Raw genomic sequence first — 21,016 nt, 5'->3', positions numbered from 1 at the left:
GGGCGAGTATAGGAAGAGCGGAGGGAAAAGAAACTCCTACAAATTTCGATTTTTTGCAGGAGTTTCTGAGGGGGCTTGCGATGGGCGATTGAAGATCATCGGCTTCGATGTTCTTCAATCAGAATCGTCTGAAACCAGAAGAAAGCCTGGCAACGCCCGCACGATCAGAAGTGGTACTCCACCCGCACCATCGGCGTCTTGGCCAGCGAGCCGGGGACATTGGAAGGATTGCCGAACTTGTTGCGCCAGTACTGGTATTCCAGCCCCAGGCGCAGGCTGTTCTTGCCCATGCCCAGGCGGCTGCCGAGGTCATACATCACCTGGGTATCGATGTTGAACTCGGGTGCGGTGGCACCGCCGAATTCGTTCTTGCCCTTGGCCGCGATGTAGTTCAGATAGCCTTCGAAGCCCCAGCCGGAACTGCCCAGCGGGATGCCCCAGGCCAGGTTCAGCATGGGGTGCGTGTCATAGCTGTAGCGGCTGCTGATGCCCTTGGGCTGGTTGCTTTCGAACAGGGCCAGCAGGCTCACATTGAGGAAGCCCGGGACATCCATCATCAGGGTCGGGCCGATGACCCACATGCGCTTTTTGGAGGCGTAGCTGTCGTCGTTCTTGGTATTCCAGTCCAGGCCCAGTGTCAGGCCGACGCCGCGTGCCGGGCCGAAAGCCAGATCGCGGCCGCTGATCTTGCCCAGGTCCAGGGTGTGGCGGTAGGTGAGATAGGCTTCCTGGGCGTTGTCGTCCTTGCGGTCCGACATCAGCAGGTCGATATTGAGGAAGTTGGTGCCGTAGCGGTAGCCGCTGCTGTGGGTGAAGTTGAGGATGTTCTTGCTGATGTCCTGGCTGTTGTAGGGTTCGGCAAAGCGGGTGCCGTAGCGATAGCCGATGGCATTGTCGGACCAGTCGGCGGCGTGGGCGGCGCTCGCCGACAGCGCCAGGATGCTGGCCAGTGAGGTGCGCCGGGACAGGAATGGGATGGGCATGAAGTCTCCTCCAGTAATGGATAAAATTTTTATAGAGATAGTGTCGTCGTGAGGTACGGCACCGGCATGGATGGGCCGGCAGGCCGGCCTGGCAGGGCGCTCCTGTTGGGAGCGTTGGCATGGCGGCGGGGTGGATCGGCGCTGTGGCCTGCATCGGGTGTCTTCCCCGATTTGGCGGCGGCAGCGCGGTAAGGCATTATGTCCGCTGCATCGATGGCGAGTATAAGCGCACTCGTATAGGCATCGCCGCCCGGCGGTATATCATCGGCCGGCATCGCAATTCAAATCAGACAGGGAAAGGACGGCAACATGGGCAAACTGAGTACGCACGTGCTGGATATCACCAGGGGCAAGCCCGGCGCGGGCGTGAAGCTGGCGCTGTATGCGGTGGCGGAGGGAAGCAAGACCCTGCTCAAGCAGGCCGTTACCAACAGCGATGGCCGCTGCGACGAACCGCTGCTGGCCGGCGACGCGCTCAAGGTCGGCAAGTATGAACTGGTGTTTGCGGCTGGAGATTACTTCACGGCCCAGGGCGTGGAGCTGCCGCAACCGCGCTTTGTCGATGAGGTGGTGATCGCCTTCGGCATCGCCGATGCGACGCAGAACTATCATGTGCCGCTGGTGGTGTCGCCGTGGGCGTATTCGACTTATCGCGGGAGTTGATCGGCTAAAGCCGATTCATCCATGCAGTCGATAAAAAATCCGGTCTTCGCAAGAAGCCGGATTTTTTGTTGGGCGCGTGGTTTCGATGAAGCCAGCGCGCCGAGCGCGCGGAAATCAGAACTCGTTCTGCAATTTCTTGTAGCCCAGCACCAGTTCATTGTTGGTGCGCGCCACGTCTTCCGAGAATTCCGATGCCGCCACCGTCACACGGGGGATGGTGGAAAGGTCGGTCTTGGGGCCGATGCGTTCGGTGGAGGGGACGTAGAAACCCGGCGGCAGGTCGCAGCCATCGACCACGGCGTTGTGGCGCACCACGCAGCCGGCGCCGATGCTGCAATTGAAGAGCACGCTGTTGAAGCCGATGAAGGCATCGTCGCCCACCGTGCAGGGGCCATGCACGATGGCGCGGTGGGCGATGGAGGTGCGCTCGCCGATGGTGACGGCCGCGCCCGACTTGGAGTGGATCACCACGCCATCCTGGATGTTGGAATGGGCGCCGATGATGATGGGCTCCATCTCGCCGTGGGCATCGACCTCGTCGGCGCGGATCACGGCGTAGGGACCGATGAAGACATTCTCATGCACGATCACCTTGCCGCACAGGATGGCGGTGTGGTCGACATAGGCGGATTCGTGGACTTGGGGCCGGTGGCCGGATGGGTTGCGGCGAAGCATGGATCGGTTTCTCCTGGGGATGCGGTGGTGCGGGGCGCCGGCGCGGCCCGGACAGGCGGGTGCAGCGGCGCGTTCAAGCGGGGAGCGATCATACCCTGTTTGTCCCCGCCCGCCCACCCGACCAGCGGGCAGGGACTTGTCCTGCGGCATCACAGGCAATATAATTGATAATCATTCTCAAATAATAACCAGTCCTGTCGGACCATCCCTGCGCCAAATGCAAGGGCGAACGGTCGCTGTTCGCAGACTGCGCTGATGCTGATCCTGATTCTGATCCTGACGCTCATCTTCATGCTCATGCGCCGCTTGCCCACCTACACAACATCACTCGAAAGGAATTCATTCATGAAGCGTTTGGCGATCGTCTCCGGCCTGTTCACCTCCCTGTTGCTGGCCCTGCCGGCGGGGGCGCACCAGGTCTGGCTGCAGCAGGACGGCAAGCAGGCGAAACTGTATTTCGGCGAATTCGGCGACAACCTGCGCGAAGTCTCGCCCGGCCTGCTGGACAAGTTCGTTTCGCCCAGCGCAGTGCTGATCGGCCCCCAGGGCGACCGTACCCTGGAACTGAGCAAGGCGGCCAATGCCTTCAATCTGTCGGCCAGCGCCGGCAAGGGCGAATCCATCGTGGCCGAGGATGCCCACTACCCGGTCTTCGAGAACAAGCACGCCACCCCGCCCACCCGCACTGCCTGGACCCCGGCGGCGCGACTGGTGACTTCGCAGCAGGCCCAGGAGCCGCGCCTGGCGCTGGACATCGTCCCCACCGGCAAGCCCGGCCAGTTCAAGGTCAGCTACAAGAACGCCGCGCTGCCCAAGGCCAAGGTCGGTCTGGTGACGCCCTCGGGCTGGATGAAGGAAGCCCATTCCGATGCCGAGGGCCTGGTGCAGTTCGACCTGCCCTGGCAGGGTGTGTACGTTGCCGAGGTGCACCACACCGACAAGACCGCTGGTGAACGCGACGGCAAGCCCTATGACATCGCCAGCTTCGTGACCACCCTGTCGCTGGTCCAGCCCAAGGGCCTGAAGGCCTTGCCGGCGGCACCTGCGGCCACGCCCAACAAGTAAGCCGGGCGTCCTCCTTCCATGGCAAGCATGAAACCGATTTCTTCCAGCGGGCCGGCCTTGCACTATCGCCTGGCCGTGTTCTCCCGTGCCCTGGCCGCCATCGTCGGTGGCTATGTGGTCAGCTCGCTCAGTACGATGGTGTTGGCGCGCCTGCTGCCGATGGCGCCAGCCGACGCGGTGATGACGGCGACCATGTTGTCCTTCGCCATTTTCACCTGCGCCGTGATCTGGGTCTTTGCCGCACGTAGCGCGGCATTGTCCTGGCTGGGGCTGGCGCTGCCGGCGCTGTTACTGAGCCTGCTGGCCTGGCTGACCGGAACCGGGAGCATGCTGCCGTGAGGGAGGGATTCCGACAATCGATGGCCTGGCTGCATACCTGGTGCGGCTTGCTGGTGTGCTGGGTGCTGCTGCTGGTGTTTGCCGGCGGCACCGCCAGCTATTACAAGGAAGAGATCAGCCTGTGGATGATGCCGGAGCTGCACGCTACCCGTTCGGCACCGGTGCCGCAGGCCCAGGCCATCGAGCATGCCGTGGCCTATCTGCAGCAGAAGGCACCCCAGGCCGAGCGCTGGTTCATCACCCTGCCGGCCGAGCGCAGCGTGGCCATGCGGGTGGGCTGGGTGGCACGCGCTGGCGACGGCCAGGGCGGCAGCACGCGCAGCCGCTTCAAGAGCGAGCGCATCGACGCCGCCACCGGCCAGCCGCTGGCCCAGGTGCGCGAGACGCGGGGCGGGGAATTCCTGTATCGCCTGCATTTCGACCTGCACTACATGCCGGTGCAATGGGCGCGCTGGATAGTCAGTATCTGCGCACTGTTCATGCTGGTGGCCATCGTCAGCGGGGTGATCACGCACAAGCGCATCTTCAAGGACTTCTTCACCTTCCGTCCCAACAAGGGGCAACGCTCCTGGCTCGACGCCCACAACGCCACGGCAGTGCTGGCACTGCCGTTCCACCTGATGATCACCTATACCGGGCTGGTCACGCTGATGTTCATGATCATGCCCTGGGGCGTGCAGAGCGCCTACCGCGACAAGGGCGGCGAGGCCGCCTTCTTCGAGACCGTGTTCCCCGGCACCGCCGGTCGCTTCAAGCCGGCCGGCGTGGCCGCGCCACTCACCGCGCTGGCGCCGCTGGCGGCCCAGGCGCAGCAGCACTGGCAGGGCGCGCCACTGGCCGTGCTGGTGGTCAACAATCCGGGTGACGCCAAGGCTACCGTGGTCATCACGCGGCAGAAGATGAGCACGCTGTCCTCCCTGCAACCGGGGCTGATGTACCAGGGCGTGACAGGCGAACGGCTGGCCGCCTATGGCGACGATCCCAGTGCGACCGCCGTCACCCGGGGTGCGCTGTATGGCCTGCACCTGGCGCATTTCGCCGATCCCTGGCTGCGGGCGCTGTTCTTCCTGTGCGGCCTGTCAGGCTACCTGATGGTGGCCAGCGGCGCCGTGCTGTGGGCGGTCAAGACGCGCCAGAAAGAGGCCAAGGCCATCGCCGGCGGCGCACGCGCCAGCTTCGGCCTGCGACTGGTGGAGGCGCTCAACATCGGCGCCATCGCCGGCCTGCCGATCGCCTTCGCCAGTTACTTCTGGGCCAACCGCCTGCTGCCGCTGGAATTGCACCAGCGCGCGCAGATGGAAATCAACCTCTTCTTCGCTGCCTGGGCGGTGGCGGCGGTGCTGGCGCAAGTACGACCGGACCTGCGCATGTGGCGCCTGCAACTGGGGCTGGGCGGGGCGCTGTTCATCGGCCTTCCGTTGCTCAACGTGTTTACGACGCAATCCCACCTGGGCGTGACGCTTCTGCTGGGTCGTGGTCCCTGGCCCGTGGCGGCGTTCGATCTCACCGTGCTGGCGCTGGGGATTGCTCTGGCGATGGCCGAACGGGTACTGGCGCGGCGCCAGCGCAAGCGTCAGGATGGCCTGCAGGCCGTGCCGGCCAAGTCCAGGGCCGAGCGCGATCCCGTGGAGGAGACAGCATGACGGCCTGCGGATTCCTGCTGGCGCTGGGCCTGGCCTATTGCGCCTGGAGCGCCCTGGCACTGGCCATGGACCGGCATCATGCCGAGGTCCATGGCCGCGGCGCCGAACCGACGCCGGCCCGGCGTCGCCGCCTGCGCCAGCTGGGTACGCTGGGACTGGCTGCCAGCCTGGCGGTGACCACGTACATGCAGGGCTGGAGCGTGGGGGCGGTGGCCGGACTGGGGGTGATGACCTTGTCCGCGCTGCTGCAGGTGCTGGCGCTGAGCTACTGGCCGGCGCGCGGACCGGCGCTCACGCGTGCCGTGCTGTTCGGCCTGCCCTGGCTGCTGCTATTGTGGGCGCTGGAACATCTGTTGTGAGCGCCTGCGCGCCACCGGCCGACAAGCGGTGATCTGCGCGCAGCCGGTTTGATGTGGATTAAGGGTTGCCGGCCCGAATTGGAGTTCAATCTCAACTCCTCTCTGTTGTATTTTCGGGCTGCGGTGATCTGCCGCAGCCCTTTTTTATCGCCCGCACCGGCCCTCAGGCCGCACGTGCCGCACCGGCCGCCTGCAGTCCCAGCTCCTGCCGGAACAGGGCTTCCATCTCGCGACGCACCCGCACGGCCTGCTGGCTGTCGTCGATGGCCACGTCGGCCCAGCTCACCACTTCGCCGGCCGCCACGGCGCGGCGCAGCACGATACCATGGGCCAGCCCGATGGGCAGTGCTTCCCGCGCCAGCGAAGCGGCCGCCGGCATCAGCTTGCCGTAGACCATGTAACCGCCTTCGCCATCGAGCTTTTCGCCGATCTGCAGGTCGCGCTTGGCGACTGCCACCGTGTCGCCCCTGAAACCCAGCGTATTGCCGGTGGGCTGGCCGCGCACGGCGATGCTGGCCACCGAATAACCCAGCTCCAGGCCGATCAGGTGATAGGGCTTGTACATGGAAGCGTAGCGACCGCTGGCATCGGTCTTCAGCCCGTATTGCGCGAAGCAGTCGCGCACGTAATCGGTCGGCGCCGCGAAGGTGACGTAGACGCCCCAGCGCAGGTCGCGGAACACCGGGCGCCCATCACGCTCCAGCGAGGACACCACTTCCACCATGCCGGCTTGCGGCAGCAGCCCGCCGTCGGCCTGCGGGCGCAGCAGCGTGGGCAGGTCGTCCACTCCGCAGGGCGGGAAGGCCAGGCCGCTGTCAGCCGGCAGCAGATCGCAGGCATTGGCCACGGCGGTCATCTCCAGCGCCGACTTGGTGCCATCGAGGAAGGAGTTGAACATCTGCGCATTGAAATCGCCACCGGCCACCTGCTCCTCGGAAAAGCCGTAGTGGCCCCATACCGTGTCGGGTGTGGACTGGTGGTACACCGGCAGGTACTTGGTTCCCTTGCCGGCGCATACCACCTCGAAGCCGGAGGTGCGCGCCCAGTCCACCATCTCGGCGATGAGGGCCGGCTGGTCGCCATAGGCCATCGAATAGACGATGCCGGCATCGGCCGCGCGCCGCGCCAGCAGCGGTCCGGCCAGAGCATCGGCCTCGACGTTGACCATGATGATGTGCTTGTGGTGTGCGCAGCACAGCAGGGTGTGACGGATGCCGGCAGCGGGGCTGCCAGTGGCGTCGATGATGATGTCGATCTGCGGCTGCGCGATCAATGCCTCGGCGTCCTCCTGGACATAGGTACTGCCCTGGCGCAGGGCTTCATCCCAGGAGCCGGCGCCATACTGGCCGGCGACCCAGCCCACCCGTTGCAGTGCCGCCCGCGCACGCGCCGGCGAGAGGTCGGCGATACCCAGCAGATGCACGCCCGGCGTGCGAGGCACCTGCGACAGGAACATCGAACCGAACTTGCCGGCGCCGATCAGCCCGACCCGCACCGGTTTGCCCTGTGCTGCCAGGGCTTTGAGTTGATGGAACATGGTTGCCACGCGCTCTCCTTGTCGAATCGGCCGGACGGCCTGCCAAAAAAGAGTAGCATTGGGGTTTTGCCACGTAAATGTCGAACTCTGCACACTGTTCGTGCATGAATTCGCATACCTGCCCCCTGATCAGACCGCCCATGCACAGCTTCGACTGGGATGACCTGCAAGCCTTTCTCGCCGTGGTACGCGCCGGCCGCCTGACGGTGGCGGCGCGCAAGCTGGGGGTGGACCATTCCACCCTGAGCCGCCGCATCGTCGCGCTGGAGCGCGCCATCGGCCAGACCCTGTTCGATCGGCGCGCTGTCGGCTATGCCCTCACGGCCGAGGGCGAGCGGCTGGTGCCGGACGCCGAGGCCATGGAAAACCTGGCCATCCGCATCGGCGCGCGCCAGGACGATCCGGCGCAGGGCCTGTCCGGCTCGGTGCGCATCGGCACACCCGAGGCCTGGGGCACCTATTTCATGGCGCCGCAATTGCAGGAACTGGCGCGCCTGCATCCCGAGCTGGAGGTGGAGCTGGTGGCCAATCCGCGCATGTTCAGCCTGTCGCGGCGCGAAGCCGACATCGCCATCAGCATGACCCGGCCGGAACAGGGACGGCTGATCGCGCGCCGGCTCAACGACTATGCATTGGGGATCTATGCCAGTGCCGGCTATCTGGCGCAGCACGGCCCGCTGACGCAGCGCCGCCAACTGGAGCAGCAGCGTTGGGTCGGCTATATCGAGGATCTGATGTGGTCGCCGGAGCTGGATTATCTGGCCGAGATTTCACCGGCGATCCGCCCGCAACTGCGTATTTCCAACGTCATCAGCCAGGTGCAGGCGGTGGCGGCCGGCGCCGGCCTGGGCGTGCTGCCGTGTTTCCTGGCGCGGCGCGAGGCGGGGCTGGTGAGGGTGTTGCCGGAAGAGATCGCGCTGTCGCGCTGCTACTGGTTGCTGACCCACGCCGATGCGCGCGACCTGCTGCGGGTACAGGTGGTGGCGGACTTCATCGTCGACCGGCTGGTGGCACTGGGGCCGGCATTCTGGGGGGCGGAGGCGGCTTCGGCGCAGGACAGCTGAACGCTCTGCCATGCGACGCGCGGTTCAGTTGCCGCGGGCCTTGTCGATGGTTTCGCGGGCCGCTTCCATCAGGGCCGCCGGTTCGGGTGCATTGGATTCCAGGTAGGAATTTTCCAGCGTCACCGAGAGATTGCTCATCTTTTCCGACAATTCTGCCAGCGCCACGCTGAGCTCACACATCAGGGCGGAGATGTTCTTGGGAGACTGCGTCATGCCGTTTTCCTTTCAGATGTCGCATCCGGGCGCTGCGCAAGCAGGACGGCAGGTTCCACGCGTGTGCAGGCGGATGCGTACCAATCGATTACGTCGTGAGCTTCGGCTATTCTAAGCGAAGCCGGATGCGGGTACGACCACCGCATGCGATAAAAGTGCGACAAAACATCGCCACCCGGCGTGGCCAGCTGCGATGGAGAAAAGGGAAGGGTTTCGGCGCCATGCCGCAGCGGCATGGCTTTGCTTGCTAGCCTTGCCCTGATGCGATGTCAGGCCGGTGCCTGCTGCAGCATGATTTCTTCCACGAAATCCGAAAACGCCCGGGCCTTGGCCGACGCCATGCGCCCAGTGGGAAATACCGCCCACAAGGCAATCTCGGGCAGCGACCATTCCGGCAACAGCCGGATCACGCTGCCATCGGCCAGTTCGGGCGCGAACATCCAGTCCGAGGCGATGGTCAGGCCGATGCCGGCCAGCACGCCCGCACGGATGCCCTCGGCGGCGTTGAAACGCACCCGCGCGCGCACCAAAACCGAGACTTCGCTGCCTTCGCGACGGAAGGTCCACACATTGCTCAACTGGCTAAACACCAGGGTCTCCAGCCCGGCCAGGTCGGCCGGCGTACGCGGCGCCGCGATGTCTTGCAGATAGCGGGCGCTGGCCAGGACCGAGCGCCGGCTGGTGGCCAGCTTGCGCGCCACGACGCCGGAATCGGCCAGGCTACCCATGCGCAGCGAGATATCGATGCCCTCGGCAATCAGGTCGATGGTGCGGTCATCGAGGATCACATCGACTTCCAGGCCGGGATGGCGCGCCAGGAAATGCGGCAGGTGCGGAATCACGAACAGCCGTGCGAAGGTCGGCGCGGCCGAGACCCGCAAGCGACCCGACAGGCCGGCTCCGGCGCCGCGCGCGGCCAGTTCGGCTTCGTCGGCTTCCTGGATGGCCAGACGCGCGCGCTCGTAGAAGCGCAGCCCGGCTTCGGTAGGCGTGAGTCCGTGGGTGGAGCGCAGTAGCAGTTTGACCTGTAGTTTGTCTTCCAGCTGCGCCACGGTCTTGGAGACGGCCGGCTGGCCCACGCCCAGCACACGTGCGGCGCCCGAGAAGGAGCCGGCCTCCACTACCCGTACGAAGTTCGTCATTGCCAGCAAGCGATCCATGGCCTGATCCATTCCTGATTGGAATAGCCATTATAGCTGTTGCCTGGCTGCCATTCCTTTGTGATGGGGATCAGAATGCTTTCCATCGGCTGAGGCCCAAGGCGCCCGCCGATTGATCGCAGAACTCATCCCACTCAATGACCAGGAACTTCATCATGACTTTGCAAGACCGACTCGACGCATTCAAGGCCGACTTCGTGGCCGGCAAGCCGCCCTACAATGTTCCGCCTGCGGTGATCGCCACCATGCAGCGCGCCACCGATGAACTGATCGCCTCGGGCGCGGCGCAACGAGCGCTCAAGGCGGGTGACCGGGCGCCGCAATTCGTGCTCCCCGATCCCGACGGCAAGCCGGTGTCCTCGGCCGAACTGCTGGCCAAGGGGCCGCTGGTGCTGAGCTTCTACCGTGGCGTATGGTGCCCCTACTGCAACATGGAATTGCAGGCGCTTCAGGAAGCCCTGCCGGCGATGCGTGAACTGGGCGCCAGCCTGGTGGCCATTTCACCGCAACTGCCGGCCAACAGCCGCAAGGCGGTGCGTCAGAACGCACTGGAATTCCCCATCCTCTCGGACAGCCACAACGAAGTGGCGGCCGCCTTTGGCCTGCGCTTCGCCTTGCCGGACTACCTGGTAGACCTCTACCAGTCGCTCAAGAACGATCTGCCGGCCTTCAATGGCGATCCGGGCTGGACCCTGCCGATGCCGGCACGCTATGTGATCGGTCGCGACGGCGTCATCGTCTATGCCGAAGTCAATCCCGACTACACCCGCCGTCCCGATCCGGCCGAGATGCTGCCGGCCATCCGCCAGGCCGGCCGCTGAACACGGGCAGGCAATGCCGGCCAGGTGTCAGCGCCCGGCCAGCACCACCAGGCCGGGGACGGGCTGCTGCATTTCCATGCGCAGGCTTTCTTCGTGGATCGCTCGCACATGCAGGCCGGCGCTGCGCAGGCAGTGTTCGAGATAGGCGCGCTGGTGGCGGAAGCGGCCGCTGGGGTGCAGATGGTAGGGCGCCGGCGCGTTGCTGGCGGCCTGCTCGACGGTGAAGAACAGATGGCCGCCGTCGCGCAGTGATTGCGCGGCAGCGGCGAAGAAGTTTTCCAGCTGGCCGCAATAGATCAGCACATCGCACGCCACGATCAGGTCGTAGTGTCGCGTGCGTGCGGCCATCCATTCGCTCACTTCGGCCTGTGCCAGCTGTGCATAGTCGTGATGGCGCGCGGCATGCCGCAGCATGTTGGGCGAGAGGTCGATACCTTCCAGCCGGCGCGCGTAGGGCGCCAGTACCGGCGCACACAGGCCGGTGCCACAGCCGGCATCGAGCACGTCCAGCGTCGAGTCGGGGGCCGGCAGGTGGGCCTGCAGCAGGGCGGCCAGTACCTGGGGACCACGATAGTCCAGATGCGCGACCAGGTTGGTATCGAAGTGGTCGGCATAGTCGTCGAAGCGGCGGACGATGTAATCGCGCGGGACGGTATCGCTGGGCAGTCCGGCATAGGCGGCATGCATGTGGGTGGCGATGGGATGGCCGGGCTCTTCCCGCAGCCACTGGCGGCAGACTTCCGCCGCCTGCTGCGGCTGGCCCAGGAAATAGTAGGAGATCGCCAGCAGTTCGCGCGACTTGCCCTCGTGCGGCGGCAAGACATAGGCCATGCACTGGTAGCGCGAACTGAGCATGCGTTCACCAGCCTGGCCATGCAGCTCGGCCAGCTGGTGCATGGCTGCGGCCAGTTGCGCATCGATGGCCAGCGCTCGTTCACAGGCGGCGATGGCATCCGCATGCTGGCCCTGGGCGCGCAAGGCCGCGCCCAGGTTGTTCCACAGCTGGGCATCTCCGGGGCGCAGCTGCAGGGCGCTATCGTAGGCATGGACCGCCTCGGCGAACTGCTGGCAGGCGAACAGCACATTGCCCAGGTCGTTGCGCCAGTCGGCATCCGGCGCGGCCAGGTCGGCGGCCTGGTGCATCAGGGCCAGGCCCGGCGCGTGCTGGCCGCGCTGGTGCAGCAATACACCCAGATAATGCAGCGCGGGGGCATGCTGCTCGTCCAGCTCCAGCAGCAGGCGGTAGTGGTCTTCGGCTTCGTCCAGGCGGGCTGCGGCGTGATGGGCGAAGGCGGCGGCGAACGTCTGTTCGACGATGCCGTCCAGTGAGCAGGGAGAGGACATGCGGAGATTCCTTATCGGGATGGCAGGGCAGGCGCTGCGGACGGGGAGGGGATGCCGGGTGGCGGCAGGGCGCTATGGTCGACATCGGGCTGGGCCAGTCTGAAGGCGGCCACCGAGGTACTCAGCGTGACCGCGCGGGCGCTCAGGGCCTGGGCCGCTGACGAGGTCTGCGCCACCAGGGCGGCATTCTGCTGGGTGGCATGGTCCATGTCGGCCAGCGTGCGGCTGACCTGGGCGATACCTTCGGCCTGTTCCCGGGTCGCGGTGGCGATGTCGTGGACCGTGCTCATGACCTGGCCGAAGGACAGCGCGATCTGTCCGATGGCCTCATCGGCCTGTCGCACCTGATCTGCCGCCTGATCCACCGACCCGATCGAGGCCGCGATCAGTTCCTTGACTTCGCGCGCGGCTTCGGCGCTGCGCAAGGCCAGCGACCGGACCTCGGCCGCCACCACGGCGAAGCCGCGCCCCTGGCTGCCGGCGCGCGCCGCTTCCACGGCCGCATTGAGGGCCAGGATATTGGTCTGGAAAGCGATACCGTCGATCACGCTGACGATGTCCGAAATGCGTCCCGCGCCGGCGGTGACCTCGGCCATGGCGGCGGCGATACCGCCCATGACCTGGCTGCCGCGCTGGGCATCGGCGGCGGCGTTGGCGGCCAGGGCATTGGTGCGTTCGGCATTCTGTGCATTGTTGCCTACCGCGGCCGACAGCTGACGCAGCGTAGCGGCGGTGGTTTCCAGGGCAGCCGCCTGCGCTTCGGTGCGCCGGGCCAGCTCACCATTGCCCTGTGCGATGTCGCGCGCCCCCTGATGGACATCGCGGGTGGCATCGCGGATCCCGGACACGGTCGCGGCCAGGCCCTGCTGCATGCGTTCGAGTGCTGCCAGCAGCACGCCGATTTCATTGCCCGAGATACCCCGTACCGGCTGCCCGAGATCGCCGCCGGCGATGCGGTCGAAATGGTGCGCGGCCTGCCTCAGCGGGCTGAGTAACAGCCGGCCAAAGAGCCACCAGCACAGGGCCGCCAGCAGCAGCGCGCTGGCCAGCATCGCCACCGCCATATACGAAGCACGGGCGTAACGCTGTTCGGCCGCGACGCGCAAGGCGTCGCGCACGATCTCGGCCTGCGCGATCACCTCGCGCAGGGTGGCGGCGAATTCGTGGTCGGCTGCTTCGGCGCTTACGGTGGCCGCGGCATAGTCGTCCAGCGAGACATCGTAGAGCGCGACCTCGCGCAACCCCAGTACCTTGGTATAGCCGGCGTAGGCGGTGCTCACGCGTTGCGATTGCGGCTCGTTCGCTGCCGCCGCCGGCAATGCCGCGCGGTATGTCTCGAAGGCCTTGCGCGCCGCCTGCAGGGCCGTGGAAGCGCGGCGTGTGTATTCGTTGGACTTGACCTCATCGCCCTTGACCAGATTGATGTAGGCGTTGTCCATGTTGATCAGCGTCGAGAGAAACAGCCGTTCGGTGTCGTAGAGCGGCTGGATACGCTGGTCCGACAGCGCGATCAGCGCGCTGGTGGCCTGGGCCGAGGCGCGGGCGCCTTGCCAGGCGATGGCCACCGCGCTCCACAGAGCGACCGAGAACACAGCCACCACCAGCAGCAGGCCCTTGCGCAAGTTCAGTCGTGCCAGCATGTTGCGCCCCGCGGGGTTCAACGCAGGCCCAGTCGGTTGTCCAGCGACCAGCGGCCACCGCCGCGCGCCACCAGCAGCAGGAGCAGGCCGGCCCAGGAGAGATGCGTCGGCCAGGCGTCGGGGTAGACAAAGATCTCGATGACCGCCGTCATGCCCAGCAGGGCCAGCGCCGCGCCCCGGGTGAACAGGCCCAGCACCAGCAGCAGCGGGAACAGGTGTTCGGCATAGGCGGCCAGGTGTGCGGCCAGATCGGGCGATAGCAGGGGCAGCCGGTATTCCTCCTGGAACAGCACATAGGTGCTGTCCTTGATGGTCAGCCAGCCACTGACCTTGGTGCGACCGGAGAGAAAGAAGATGGCCGCAATCGCCACCCGCGCAACCAGCACCAGCAGGGTGTCACTGATGAGGCGCGAGGCCAGGTCGGCGGCGCGGTTCCAGAGCGTGGGCCGGAACGGGCCGGGGGTGACGGCAGGCAGGGTGGTGGGTGGGGGCATGAGGCTCTCCATCAGTGGAAGGTGGTAAAGGCACCGGCCTGCAGCAGGCCGGCCAGCAGGGTGGCGATATCCAGTTCCGGTTCCCGCGCCAGGGCCAGCGCGGCTGCGCCGGCGATGCTGTGACCCGCGCGGCAGGCATCGAGGAACGCGCAGGCGCCCGGGCCCAGCGGCCGCCATTGAACGTGCGCTTCTGTACGCGTGAGCAGCGCGGCTTCGCCGTGCCAGTCGATATCGTCCAGCGCGGCGACATCGGGCGCGCGATTGGCCGACCAGATGGTGTAGACCGGATGCTGCGCATCGTGATGCCAGCGCGCGGCGGCATGCGGTACCAGGCGCACATCCTGGCCGGCGGCCAGTGCCGCATGCAGGGCTGAGGTATCCAGCGGCGGCTGGTCGGCGGCCAGGTGGGCTTCGGTCCAGTAGCGGTCCAGCTGGGCGACACCGTGCAGGTAGGGCAGCTCGGCGGCGGCCGGCAGGGACGCCAGGAAGGCGGCGAAGCCCTCGCCGTAGGCGATCAGACTGGCCTGTCGCGGCAGGTGCTGGCGGGCGTAGGCCAGCGTCGCGGCCTGCATCCAGTCGTCGCCGACCAGCCGCCGGACCGCGGGATAATTGGCTGCTAGCGCGTCCACGCAGCCCTTGAACACGGTATTGCGATAGACCGCGAAGGCCGGCTGGCGCAGCAGCGCGGCGATGTCGGGATGGTCGCTGCGCTGCTCCAGCAGGGCCTGCAGGAAGGCCGGATAGTAGTCGCTCGTAACGCTGCTCATGCCGGCAGTTCCTCCTGCGCCTGCGCCGCGCTGGCCAGCATGTCGGCGGCGATGGCGCGCTCTTGCAGCAGTTCGTCGAAGGCCGGCACATTGCCATCGCGTTCGATCAGGGTGGGGCGGGGGCCGATGCGCGTGACCAGGTACCGGTACAGCTGCCAGACTGCCGGCGCCACCGGTGCATCGTGCGAGTCCACCAGCAGGCCGGGAAGACTGGCATCGGCGCTGTGGCCGGCCAGATGGATTTCGAGGATGTCGGCGGCCGGCAGCTGATCCAGGTAGGCGTGGGCCTCGATGCCCAGGTTGCTGGCACTGACATGGACGTTGTTGACATCCACCAGCAGAGCACAGCCGGTGCGGCGTACCAGTTCCTGCAGGAACTCCGGTTCGCTCCAGGCATGCTGCTCCATGTGCAGATAGTGGGAGGGATTCTCCAGGGCGATGCGACGCTTGAGGACGTCCTGGGTGCGACTGATGTTGGCCGCCACGCGCAACAGGGTCTCGTTGGTGCGGGGCACCGGCAGCAGGTCGGGCAGGTAGTGGCCGTCCAGGCGCGACCACGCCAGATGCTCCGAGACCAGCACCGGTTCCATGCGTCCGACCAGCTGCGCCAGCCGGCGCAGGTGATCGGCGTCTGGTGCATCGGGGCCGGCCAGCGAGAGGGACACACCATGCAAGGCCAGGGGGTGGCGTTCGCGGATGGCCTGCAGCCAGGCCAGGCGAGGGCCGCCGTCCATCAGGTAGTTTTCCGGATGGACTTCGAACCACAGGCCCGCCTGCCCGCAGCCCAGCGCCGCATCGAAATGCTGCGGCTTCAGACCGAGTCCGGCCGAGATGGTGTGGGTGGTCATGACCGTCCCGCTTACATCGGCTTGAGCGAACCCATGCCGCGCGGGGTCTTGATGGAGGTGCAGGTACCGGCCGGCACGTTCTTCCAGGCATTGCCCTGGTAATCCATCTTGGCGGTGCCGGCGCAGGTGGTGCCTTCACCGGCCTTGCAGTCGTTCTGGCCGGCCATGGAAACGCCATAGCACTTCTCGACGGCGGTCTTGTTCATCGGTTGCTTGTCTTGTGCCATGGCGACGCCGGAGGCGAGGGTGGCGAGGGTCAGGGCAGCGGTGGCGACGAAACGGGTGTTCATGGTGGACTCCTTGAAATGGACGGTGAAGAAAGTAATGGCGACCGGTGCAGTCCGCGGCGATGGAATGCCGTGGCTGCCGATCTGTTGGTTAATTCGTCGCCTCTCCGGCGGCGGTTACAGCCGGCAGGCTTTTTTTCGGATAAATATTTTTTGCCCCTGCTGTAACCGGACGGGTGCCTGCAACGAATACACAGGAGAGCGCTGTCCAGCGCATGGCGGCTCGCACGAGCCACGAGGGGAATCGATGAAGACGATGGAACTGGTCAACATGCTGGCCGCCGGTACCGACGACAGGGCCGGGGCCGGTCAGCCGGGCGTGGTGCGCCACGTGGCCACCCGCATGGCGCTGGCGCTGGCGCTCGGACTGCTGGGTGCGGCGCTGCTGCTGGCCATTCTGTATGGCGTACGCAGCGATGTGCGACAGCTCCTGCTGGCGCCGCTGTTCTGGATGAAGGTGTCGTTTCCGCTGGCGGCCCTGCTGGCCGGCCAGGTGGCCGCTGCCCGCCTGGCGCGGCCGGGCGTGCGCATCGGCCTGGGACCGGCAGCGGCGCTGTTGTTGCCCCCCGTGGTGCTGTGGCTGGCCGGCGGCAGCTGGTTGGCGCTGGCACCGCCCTCGCAACGCCTGGAGCTGTTGCTGGGCAGCAGCTGGGAAGTCTGTTCCCTCAACGTGGCCTTGCTGTCGCTGCCGACCCTGCTGAGCATGCTGTGGTTCATGCGCGGTCTGGCGCCCACCCGCCTGCGCGCGGCGGGGGCGGTGGCCGGACTGGTGGCCGGCGCCCAGGGCGTGCTAGTCTATTCGCTTTATTGCGTGGAGATGGCGCCGCCGTTCTGGGGCGTCTGGTATGTGCTGGGGGTGGCGCTGCCGACGCTGGCCGGTGCCTGGTTCGGCCCCTGGCTGCTGCGCTGGTGACCGGCTGCTTTTTCATGACTGAGAGCCTATCCATGTTCGCCCATGCCGCGCCGGCCCTGCCGGAAGATCTGGCCGCCCGTCCCGGCAAGCCACTGGCCGGCAAGGAGCCGTCGCATCCCACCGAAGAGCGTCTGCGCGCCTTGCTGCTGGCCGGGCTGGACGGGGATGCGGTGGCCTATCGCGATTTCCTGTCCGAACTGAGCGGCCGTCTGCGTGCCTTCCTGCGCAAGCGGCTGCAGAACATGCAGGATGAAGTCGAGGACGTGGTGCAGGAAACCCTGCTGGCCGTTCACAACGCCCGCCATACCTATCGCCCCGACCAGCCGTTGACCGCCTGGGTACATGCCATCGCTCGCTACAAGCTGATGGATTTCCTGCGCGCCCGTTCGCGCCGCGAAGCCTTCCACGACCCGCTGGACGAGGAACATGACCTGCTGGCCACCTGTGACGATGAACCGGCCCAGGCCCGGCGCGACGTCGGTGCCTTGCTGGAGGAGTTGCCCGACAAGCAGCGCTTGCCGATCCTGCACGTCAAGCTGGAAGGCATGTCGGTGGCCGAGACGGCGCAGCTGACGGGGATGTCGGAGTCGGCCGTGAAGGTCGGCATCCATCGTGGCCTCAAGGCGCTGGCCCTCAAGATCAGGGAGAAATTGCAAGCATGAAGACCGATGAACTCATTTCCATGATGGCCAGCAGCGTCACGCCGGTGGACCGACGTCTGCCGCTCAGGCAGATGGTTCAGGCGCTGGCGCTGGGGACCGTGGGCTCGCTGCTGCTGATGCTCAAGATCTACGGCCTGCGGCCCGATCTGGGCCTGATGCTGGGGGTGCCGCTGTTCTGGATCAAGCTGGCCTTCCCGACCGCGCTGGCGACCGGGGCCATGCTGGTGCTGCGGCGCCTGGTGCGGCCCGGCCTGCGGGTGGGCGTCAACTGGGCCGGCATCGCCTTGCCCAGCCTGGCGGTCTGGGCGGGCGGCGCGCTGGTGCTGCTCAGCACCCCGGCCACCCTGCGCCTGCCGCTGCTCATGGGCATCAGCTGGCGCAGCTGCCCCTTCAACATTGCCTTGCTCTCGGTACCGCTGTTCATCGGCATCTTCTGGGCCGTGCGTGGCATGGCGCCCACCCGCCTGCGCCTGACCGGGGCGGTGGCGGGATTGCTGGCCGGCGCCTCGGCCACCATGGTGTATTGCATGCACTGCCCGGAAATGGGAGTCCCCTTCTGGGGTATCTGGTATTTCCTGGGCATGCTGATTCCGTCGGCGGCGGGCCTGTGGCTGGGGCCGCGCCTGTTGCGCTGGTAACCCGGGAGGAATGGAATATGAGTCTGTCGGACCTGTGGCGACGTGCCACCCGCAAGCCGGAGGCGCCGCGCGGCGCCCGTGATGAACCCCTGTTGACCAGCCTGTTCCTGCTGGCCTGGGCGGTGGAGGCACGCGATCCCTATACCGGAGGGCATCTGTGGCGGGTCGCGCGGCTGTCGCGCCTGCTGGCCGAAGCCGCCGGGCTGGACTCGCAGCAGGTGGCGCGCATCACCATCGGCGCCTTCCTGCACGACCTGGGCAAGATCGGCATTCCCGATGCGGTACTGGGCAAGAAGTCCAGGCTGGACGATGCCGAATACGCGGTCATCAAGACCCACCCGGAAATCGGCCATCGCATGCTGGCCGGTCACCCTCTGGCAGCGCTGGCCGAAGACGCGGTGCTGCTGCACCATGAAACGCCGGATGGACGCGGCTATCCCTATGGCCGCCGGGGTGAGGAAATCCCACTGGCCGCCCGTATCGTGGGCATCTGTGACGCCTTCGATGCCATGACCAGCACCCGGCCCTATCGCAGTGGCATGCCGATCGCGCGGGCCATGGAAATCATCCAGGGTGAACTGGGACGGCAGTTCGATGCTTCACTGGGAACGCTGTTCGTGGGCTTGGCGGAGCACCCCGAGCTGGTGCATATCGTCGGCCACAGCGACGAGGGTATTCCCCTGCAGCGCTGCGTGTCCTGTGGACCGGTGGTGGTGCGCCCGCGCCAGGCGGTGGCGGGCGATACCCTTTACTGCCCGGCCTGCCACAGCGAATACACCATCGCACCGGACCAGCAGGGGCTGGTCGCCACCGGCCGGCAGGATAGCGCGCGGGCTCTGGCGGTCGCCCCCGATAGCGCCTTGATCGGACGGCTGGTCGGCGAAAACCTGGAGGCCATCGCCTGACGCCGATATGAAAAAGCCCGCGCAAGGCGCGGGCTGGTCGTGAACCGTGCGCCGGGCGCCGGAGTTCAGAAGGTCTCCCAATCCCCCTCATCTTCACCGGCCGGCAGGCGCGAAGGCGACTTGCCGCCTGCCGCCTTGGAAGCGGGTGCCTCGGCCTTGGCGGCAGCCGGCTTGGGTGCAGCCGCCTTCGGTGCGGCCGGCTTGGGTGCAGCCGGCTTAGGCGCGGCAGCCTTGGGGGCGGGCACTGCTGGTCGGGCCGTAGCCGGCTTGGGAGCGGTAGCCGCCGGGGCCGGCGCACTCGCCGGTGCGGCCGGACGTAGCGGCGCTGTCTGCGCCGTCTGCGCCATGCGGGCATGGCTGCCGTCGATGTGGAAGCCACCCACCAGACCGGCCAGGGTCGCCGCCTGATCCTGCAGCGACTGGGCGGCCGCAGCAGCCTGTTCCACCAGCGCAGCATTCTGCTGGGTACCCTCATCCATCTGGGTGATGGCGCGCCCCACCTCGGCGATGCCGGCGCTCTGTTCCTGGCTGGCCGAGCTGATCTCGCCCACGATATCGGTCACCCGGCGTACGCTGGCCACCACTTCGGTCATGGTGGCACCGGCCTGTTCGACCAGCTTGCTGCCGGTATCGACCTTGGCGACCGAGTCATCGATCAAGGCCTTGATTTCCTTGGCGGCCGAGGCCGAGCGCTGGGCCAGGGAACGCACCTCCGAGGCCACCACCGCAAAGCCGCGTCCCTGTTCGCCGGCACGGGCGGCTTCCACCGCCGCGTTCAAGGCCAGGATATTGGTCTGGAAGGCGATACCGTCGATCACCCCGATGATGTCGGCGATCTTGCGCGAACTGTCGGTGATGCCTTCCATGGTCTGCACCACCTGGCTGACCACGCTGCCGCCCTGGATCGCCACGTCCGAGGCCGATTCTGCCAGCTGGTTGGCCTGGCGCGCGTTGTCGGCGTTCTGCTTGACGGTGGCCGTCAGTTGTTCCATGGCCGAGGCGGTTTCTTCCAGCGAGCCGGCCTGCTGTTCGGTGCGGCCTGACAGGTCCAGATTGCCGCTGGCAATTTCCTGCGAGGCGGTGGCGATGGTATCGGCCGAGGTCTTGATGTTGGAGATGGTGCTCAGCAGCGAATCGCGCATGCTGCGCACGGCATACAGCAGGCTGCTGCGGTCGCCCGGCGCGGTCTCGATGTTGGGGGTGAGGTCGCCCTGGGCGATGCGGTTGGCGACATCGGCCGCCTTGGCCGGGTCGCCGCCGATGGTGCGCAGGATGCCGCGGTTGATCACGATCACCAGCGCCACCAGCGCGGCGGCCACCACCAGGAACAGGATCGCCATGCGCGACAGGGTACGCATGAAGGCGGCGTTGATGTCGTCCATATAGGCGCCGGTGGTGAGATGCCAGTCCCAGGGCTGGTAGGAGATCACGAAGGAGGTCTTGGCCACCGGTTCGGCCGCGCCGACCTTGGGCCACAGATAGTGGACGAAGCCGCCGTTGGGCTGGCTGCCGGCCTTGGTGATTTCGACGAACAGGTTATTGCCGGCCGGGTCCTTGAAATTGGTGAGATCCTTGCCATCCAGTTCTGGCTTGATCGGATGCATCACGATGATCTGGTTCGAGGTGGAGATCGAGAAGTAGCCGTCGGTGCCATAGCGCAGGCTCTTGATGGCGGCCCGGGCGCGCTTTTGCGCTTCTTCCTTGCTCAGGGTGCCGCTTTCGGCCAGGGCACCATAGCCTTTGACCAGCGATATCGCCGTCTGTCCGATATTGGTCAGATCCGCCTTGCGTTCTTCCAGACGGACCTCGCGCACCATGAACGCGCTGAAGATGGAAATCGCCAGCAGTGCGATGAGGCTCAGTACGAGCGGCAGCCACAGTTTCTTGCTGAATGACAACTGGCCCATGATGTATATCTCCCAATTTTTGATGTAAGGCCCCCGGCCTGATGGCGCCGGTGTGATTCGCGGCGGGGCGGGTGGCCCCGGTCGCATCG

The 21,016-nt window shown here is 66.4% G+C and carries 23 protein-coding genes; 11 read left to right on the top strand and 12 right to left on the bottom strand.

What is annotated here, in order from left to right; all coding sequences use genetic code 11:
* Positions 1-164: 164 nt before the first annotated feature.
* Positions 165-983 carry an outer envelope protein gene (locus tag VE092_RS06565; RefSeq protein WP_324875033.1) on the bottom strand — a complete coding sequence of 273 codons (819 nt, stop codon included), beginning with the start codon at positions 981-983 and terminating at the stop codon, positions 165-167.
* Positions 984-1,292: 309 nt separating this feature from the next.
* Here VE092_RS06565 and uraH point away from each other — a divergent pair, with 309 nt between their 5' ends.
* Entirely contained in the window at positions 1,293-1,646 is a 354-nt protein-coding gene (gene uraH, locus VE092_RS06560; protein ID WP_324875031.1) for a hydroxyisourate hydrolase, read from the top strand.
* 114 nt (positions 1,647-1,760) lie between these two features.
* On the opposite strand, the gene VE092_RS06555 is transcribed toward uraH, so the two are convergent.
* Entirely contained in the window at positions 1,761-2,321 is a 561-nt protein-coding gene (locus VE092_RS06555; RefSeq protein WP_180671117.1) for a carbonate dehydratase, read from the bottom strand.
* A gap of 345 nt (positions 2,322-2,666) precedes the next feature.
* Between VE092_RS06555 and VE092_RS06550 the strand changes: the two genes are divergently transcribed.
* From VE092_RS06550 to VE092_RS06535, 4 genes are read left to right on the top strand one after another with little or no spacing between them, the layout of a single operon-like run.
* Entirely contained in the window at positions 2,667-3,386 is a 720-nt protein-coding gene (locus VE092_RS06550) for a cobalt ABC transporter substrate-binding protein (protein ID WP_180671118.1), read from the top strand.
* Between the two features lie 27 nt (positions 3,387-3,413).
* On the top strand, positions 3,414-3,725 hold the full coding sequence (locus VE092_RS06545) for a DUF3649 domain-containing protein (RefSeq protein ID WP_324875027.1): 312 nt from the start codon (positions 3,414-3,416) through the stop codon (positions 3,723-3,725).
* Positions 3,726-3,745: 20 nt separating this feature from the next.
* Entirely contained in the window at positions 3,746-5,368 is a 1,623-nt protein-coding gene (locus tag VE092_RS06540; protein ID WP_324875025.1) for a PepSY-associated TM helix domain-containing protein, read from the top strand.
* Positions 5,365-5,727 (top strand): DUF3325 domain-containing protein, encoded by a 363-nt coding sequence (locus tag VE092_RS06535; protein WP_324875023.1) that lies wholly within the window; start codon positions 5,365-5,367, stop codon positions 5,725-5,727. Before VE092_RS06540 ends, VE092_RS06535 begins: the two co-directional genes overlap by 4 nt.
* A gap of 163 nt (positions 5,728-5,890) precedes the next feature.
* On the opposite strand, the gene VE092_RS06530 is transcribed toward VE092_RS06535, so the two are convergent.
* Entirely contained in the window at positions 5,891-7,264 is a 1,374-nt protein-coding gene (locus VE092_RS06530; protein WP_324875103.1) for an NAD(P)H-dependent oxidoreductase, read from the bottom strand.
* A gap of 140 nt (positions 7,265-7,404) precedes the next feature.
* On the opposite strand from VE092_RS06530, the gene VE092_RS06525 reads away from it, so the two are divergent.
* Complete coding sequence (locus VE092_RS06525; RefSeq protein WP_324875021.1) at positions 7,405-8,328, top strand: LysR family transcriptional regulator; 924 nt, start codon at positions 7,405-7,407, stop codon at positions 8,326-8,328.
* A gap of 24 nt (positions 8,329-8,352) precedes the next feature.
* Here the strand turns inward: VE092_RS06525 and VE092_RS06520 are convergent, their stop codons facing one another.
* Positions 8,353-8,541, bottom strand: coding sequence for a hypothetical protein (locus VE092_RS06520; protein WP_324875019.1), 189 nt, complete (start codon positions 8,539-8,541; stop codon positions 8,353-8,355).
* A 269-nt stretch (positions 8,542-8,810) separates the two neighbouring features.
* Complete coding sequence (locus tag VE092_RS06515) at positions 8,811-9,701, bottom strand: LysR family transcriptional regulator (protein WP_324875017.1); 891 nt, start codon at positions 9,699-9,701, stop codon at positions 8,811-8,813.
* A 155-nt stretch (positions 9,702-9,856) separates the two neighbouring features.
* Here VE092_RS06515 and VE092_RS06510 point away from each other — a divergent pair, with 155 nt between their 5' ends.
* Positions 9,857-10,522, top strand: coding sequence for a peroxiredoxin-like family protein (locus tag VE092_RS06510; protein WP_324875015.1), 666 nt, complete (start codon positions 9,857-9,859; stop codon positions 10,520-10,522).
* Positions 10,523-10,549: 27 nt separating this feature from the next.
* Here the strand turns inward: VE092_RS06510 and VE092_RS06505 are convergent, their stop codons facing one another.
* Genes VE092_RS06505 through VE092_RS06480 form a run of 6 tightly spaced genes read right to left on the bottom strand, consistent with a single transcriptional unit; the run spans position 10,550 to position 15,905 of the window.
* Positions 10,550-11,866 carry a methyltransferase domain-containing protein gene (locus tag VE092_RS06505; RefSeq protein ID WP_324875012.1) on the bottom strand — a complete coding sequence of 439 codons (1,317 nt, stop codon included), beginning with the start codon at positions 11,864-11,866 and terminating at the stop codon, positions 10,550-10,552.
* Positions 11,867-11,877: 11 nt separating this feature from the next.
* Positions 11,878-13,506: a methyl-accepting chemotaxis protein gene (locus tag VE092_RS06500; protein ID WP_324875010.1), complete on the bottom strand. Its 1,629-nt coding sequence runs from the start codon at positions 13,504-13,506 to the stop codon at positions 11,878-11,880.
* 17 nt (positions 13,507-13,523) lie between these two features.
* Complete coding sequence (locus VE092_RS06495) at positions 13,524-14,000, bottom strand: DoxX family protein (protein WP_324875008.1); 477 nt, start codon at positions 13,998-14,000, stop codon at positions 13,524-13,526.
* Positions 14,001-14,011: 11 nt separating this feature from the next.
* Complete coding sequence (locus VE092_RS06490; protein WP_324875007.1) at positions 14,012-14,767, bottom strand: DNA-binding domain-containing protein; 756 nt, start codon at positions 14,765-14,767, stop codon at positions 14,012-14,014.
* Positions 14,764-15,615: a DUF692 domain-containing protein gene (locus VE092_RS06485; RefSeq protein WP_324875005.1), complete on the bottom strand. Its 852-nt coding sequence runs from the start codon at positions 15,613-15,615 to the stop codon at positions 14,764-14,766. The genes VE092_RS06490 and VE092_RS06485 overlap by 4 nt, the downstream gene beginning before the upstream one ends.
* An 11-nt stretch (positions 15,616-15,626) precedes the next feature.
* Positions 15,627-15,905, bottom strand: a complete 279-nt coding sequence (locus tag VE092_RS06480; protein WP_324875003.1) for a DUF2282 domain-containing protein — start codon at positions 15,903-15,905, stop codon at positions 15,627-15,629.
* A 244-nt stretch (positions 15,906-16,149) separates the two neighbouring features.
* Between VE092_RS06480 and VE092_RS06475 the strand changes: the two genes are divergently transcribed.
* From VE092_RS06475 to VE092_RS06460, 4 genes are read left to right on the top strand one after another with little or no spacing between them, the layout of a single operon-like run.
* Positions 16,150-16,815, top strand: a complete 666-nt coding sequence (locus VE092_RS06475; RefSeq protein WP_414653428.1) for a DUF1109 domain-containing protein — start codon at positions 16,150-16,152, stop codon at positions 16,813-16,815.
* A 14-nt stretch (positions 16,816-16,829) separates the two neighbouring features.
* Positions 16,830-17,477, top strand: a complete 648-nt coding sequence (locus VE092_RS06470; protein ID WP_324875001.1) for a sigma-70 family RNA polymerase sigma factor — start codon at positions 16,830-16,832, stop codon at positions 17,475-17,477.
* Positions 17,474-18,115 (top strand): DUF1109 domain-containing protein, encoded by a 642-nt coding sequence (locus VE092_RS06465; protein WP_324875000.1) that lies wholly within the window; start codon positions 17,474-17,476, stop codon positions 18,113-18,115. The genes VE092_RS06470 and VE092_RS06465 overlap by 4 nt, the downstream gene beginning before the upstream one ends.
* 17 nt (positions 18,116-18,132) lie before the next feature.
* The gene (locus tag VE092_RS06460; protein WP_324874998.1) at positions 18,133-19,020 is read left to right on the top strand and encodes an HD-GYP domain-containing protein; all 888 of its coding nucleotides are present in this window, start codon (positions 18,133-18,135) and stop codon (positions 19,018-19,020) included.
* Between the two features lie 65 nt (positions 19,021-19,085).
* On the opposite strand, the gene VE092_RS06455 is transcribed toward VE092_RS06460, so the two are convergent.
* Positions 19,086-20,927, bottom strand: coding sequence for a methyl-accepting chemotaxis protein (locus VE092_RS06455; RefSeq protein ID WP_324874995.1), 1,842 nt, complete (start codon positions 20,925-20,927; stop codon positions 19,086-19,088).
* Between the last annotated feature and the right edge of the window lie 89 nt (positions 20,928-21,016).

Source organism: Herbaspirillum sp., from assembly GCF_035644555.1.
GTDB lineage: Bacteria > Pseudomonadota > Gammaproteobacteria > Burkholderiales > Burkholderiaceae_D > Herbaspirillum.
Note: the sequence above shows the minus strand (reverse complement) of the source record. Positions and strands in the feature narration are given on the sequence as shown.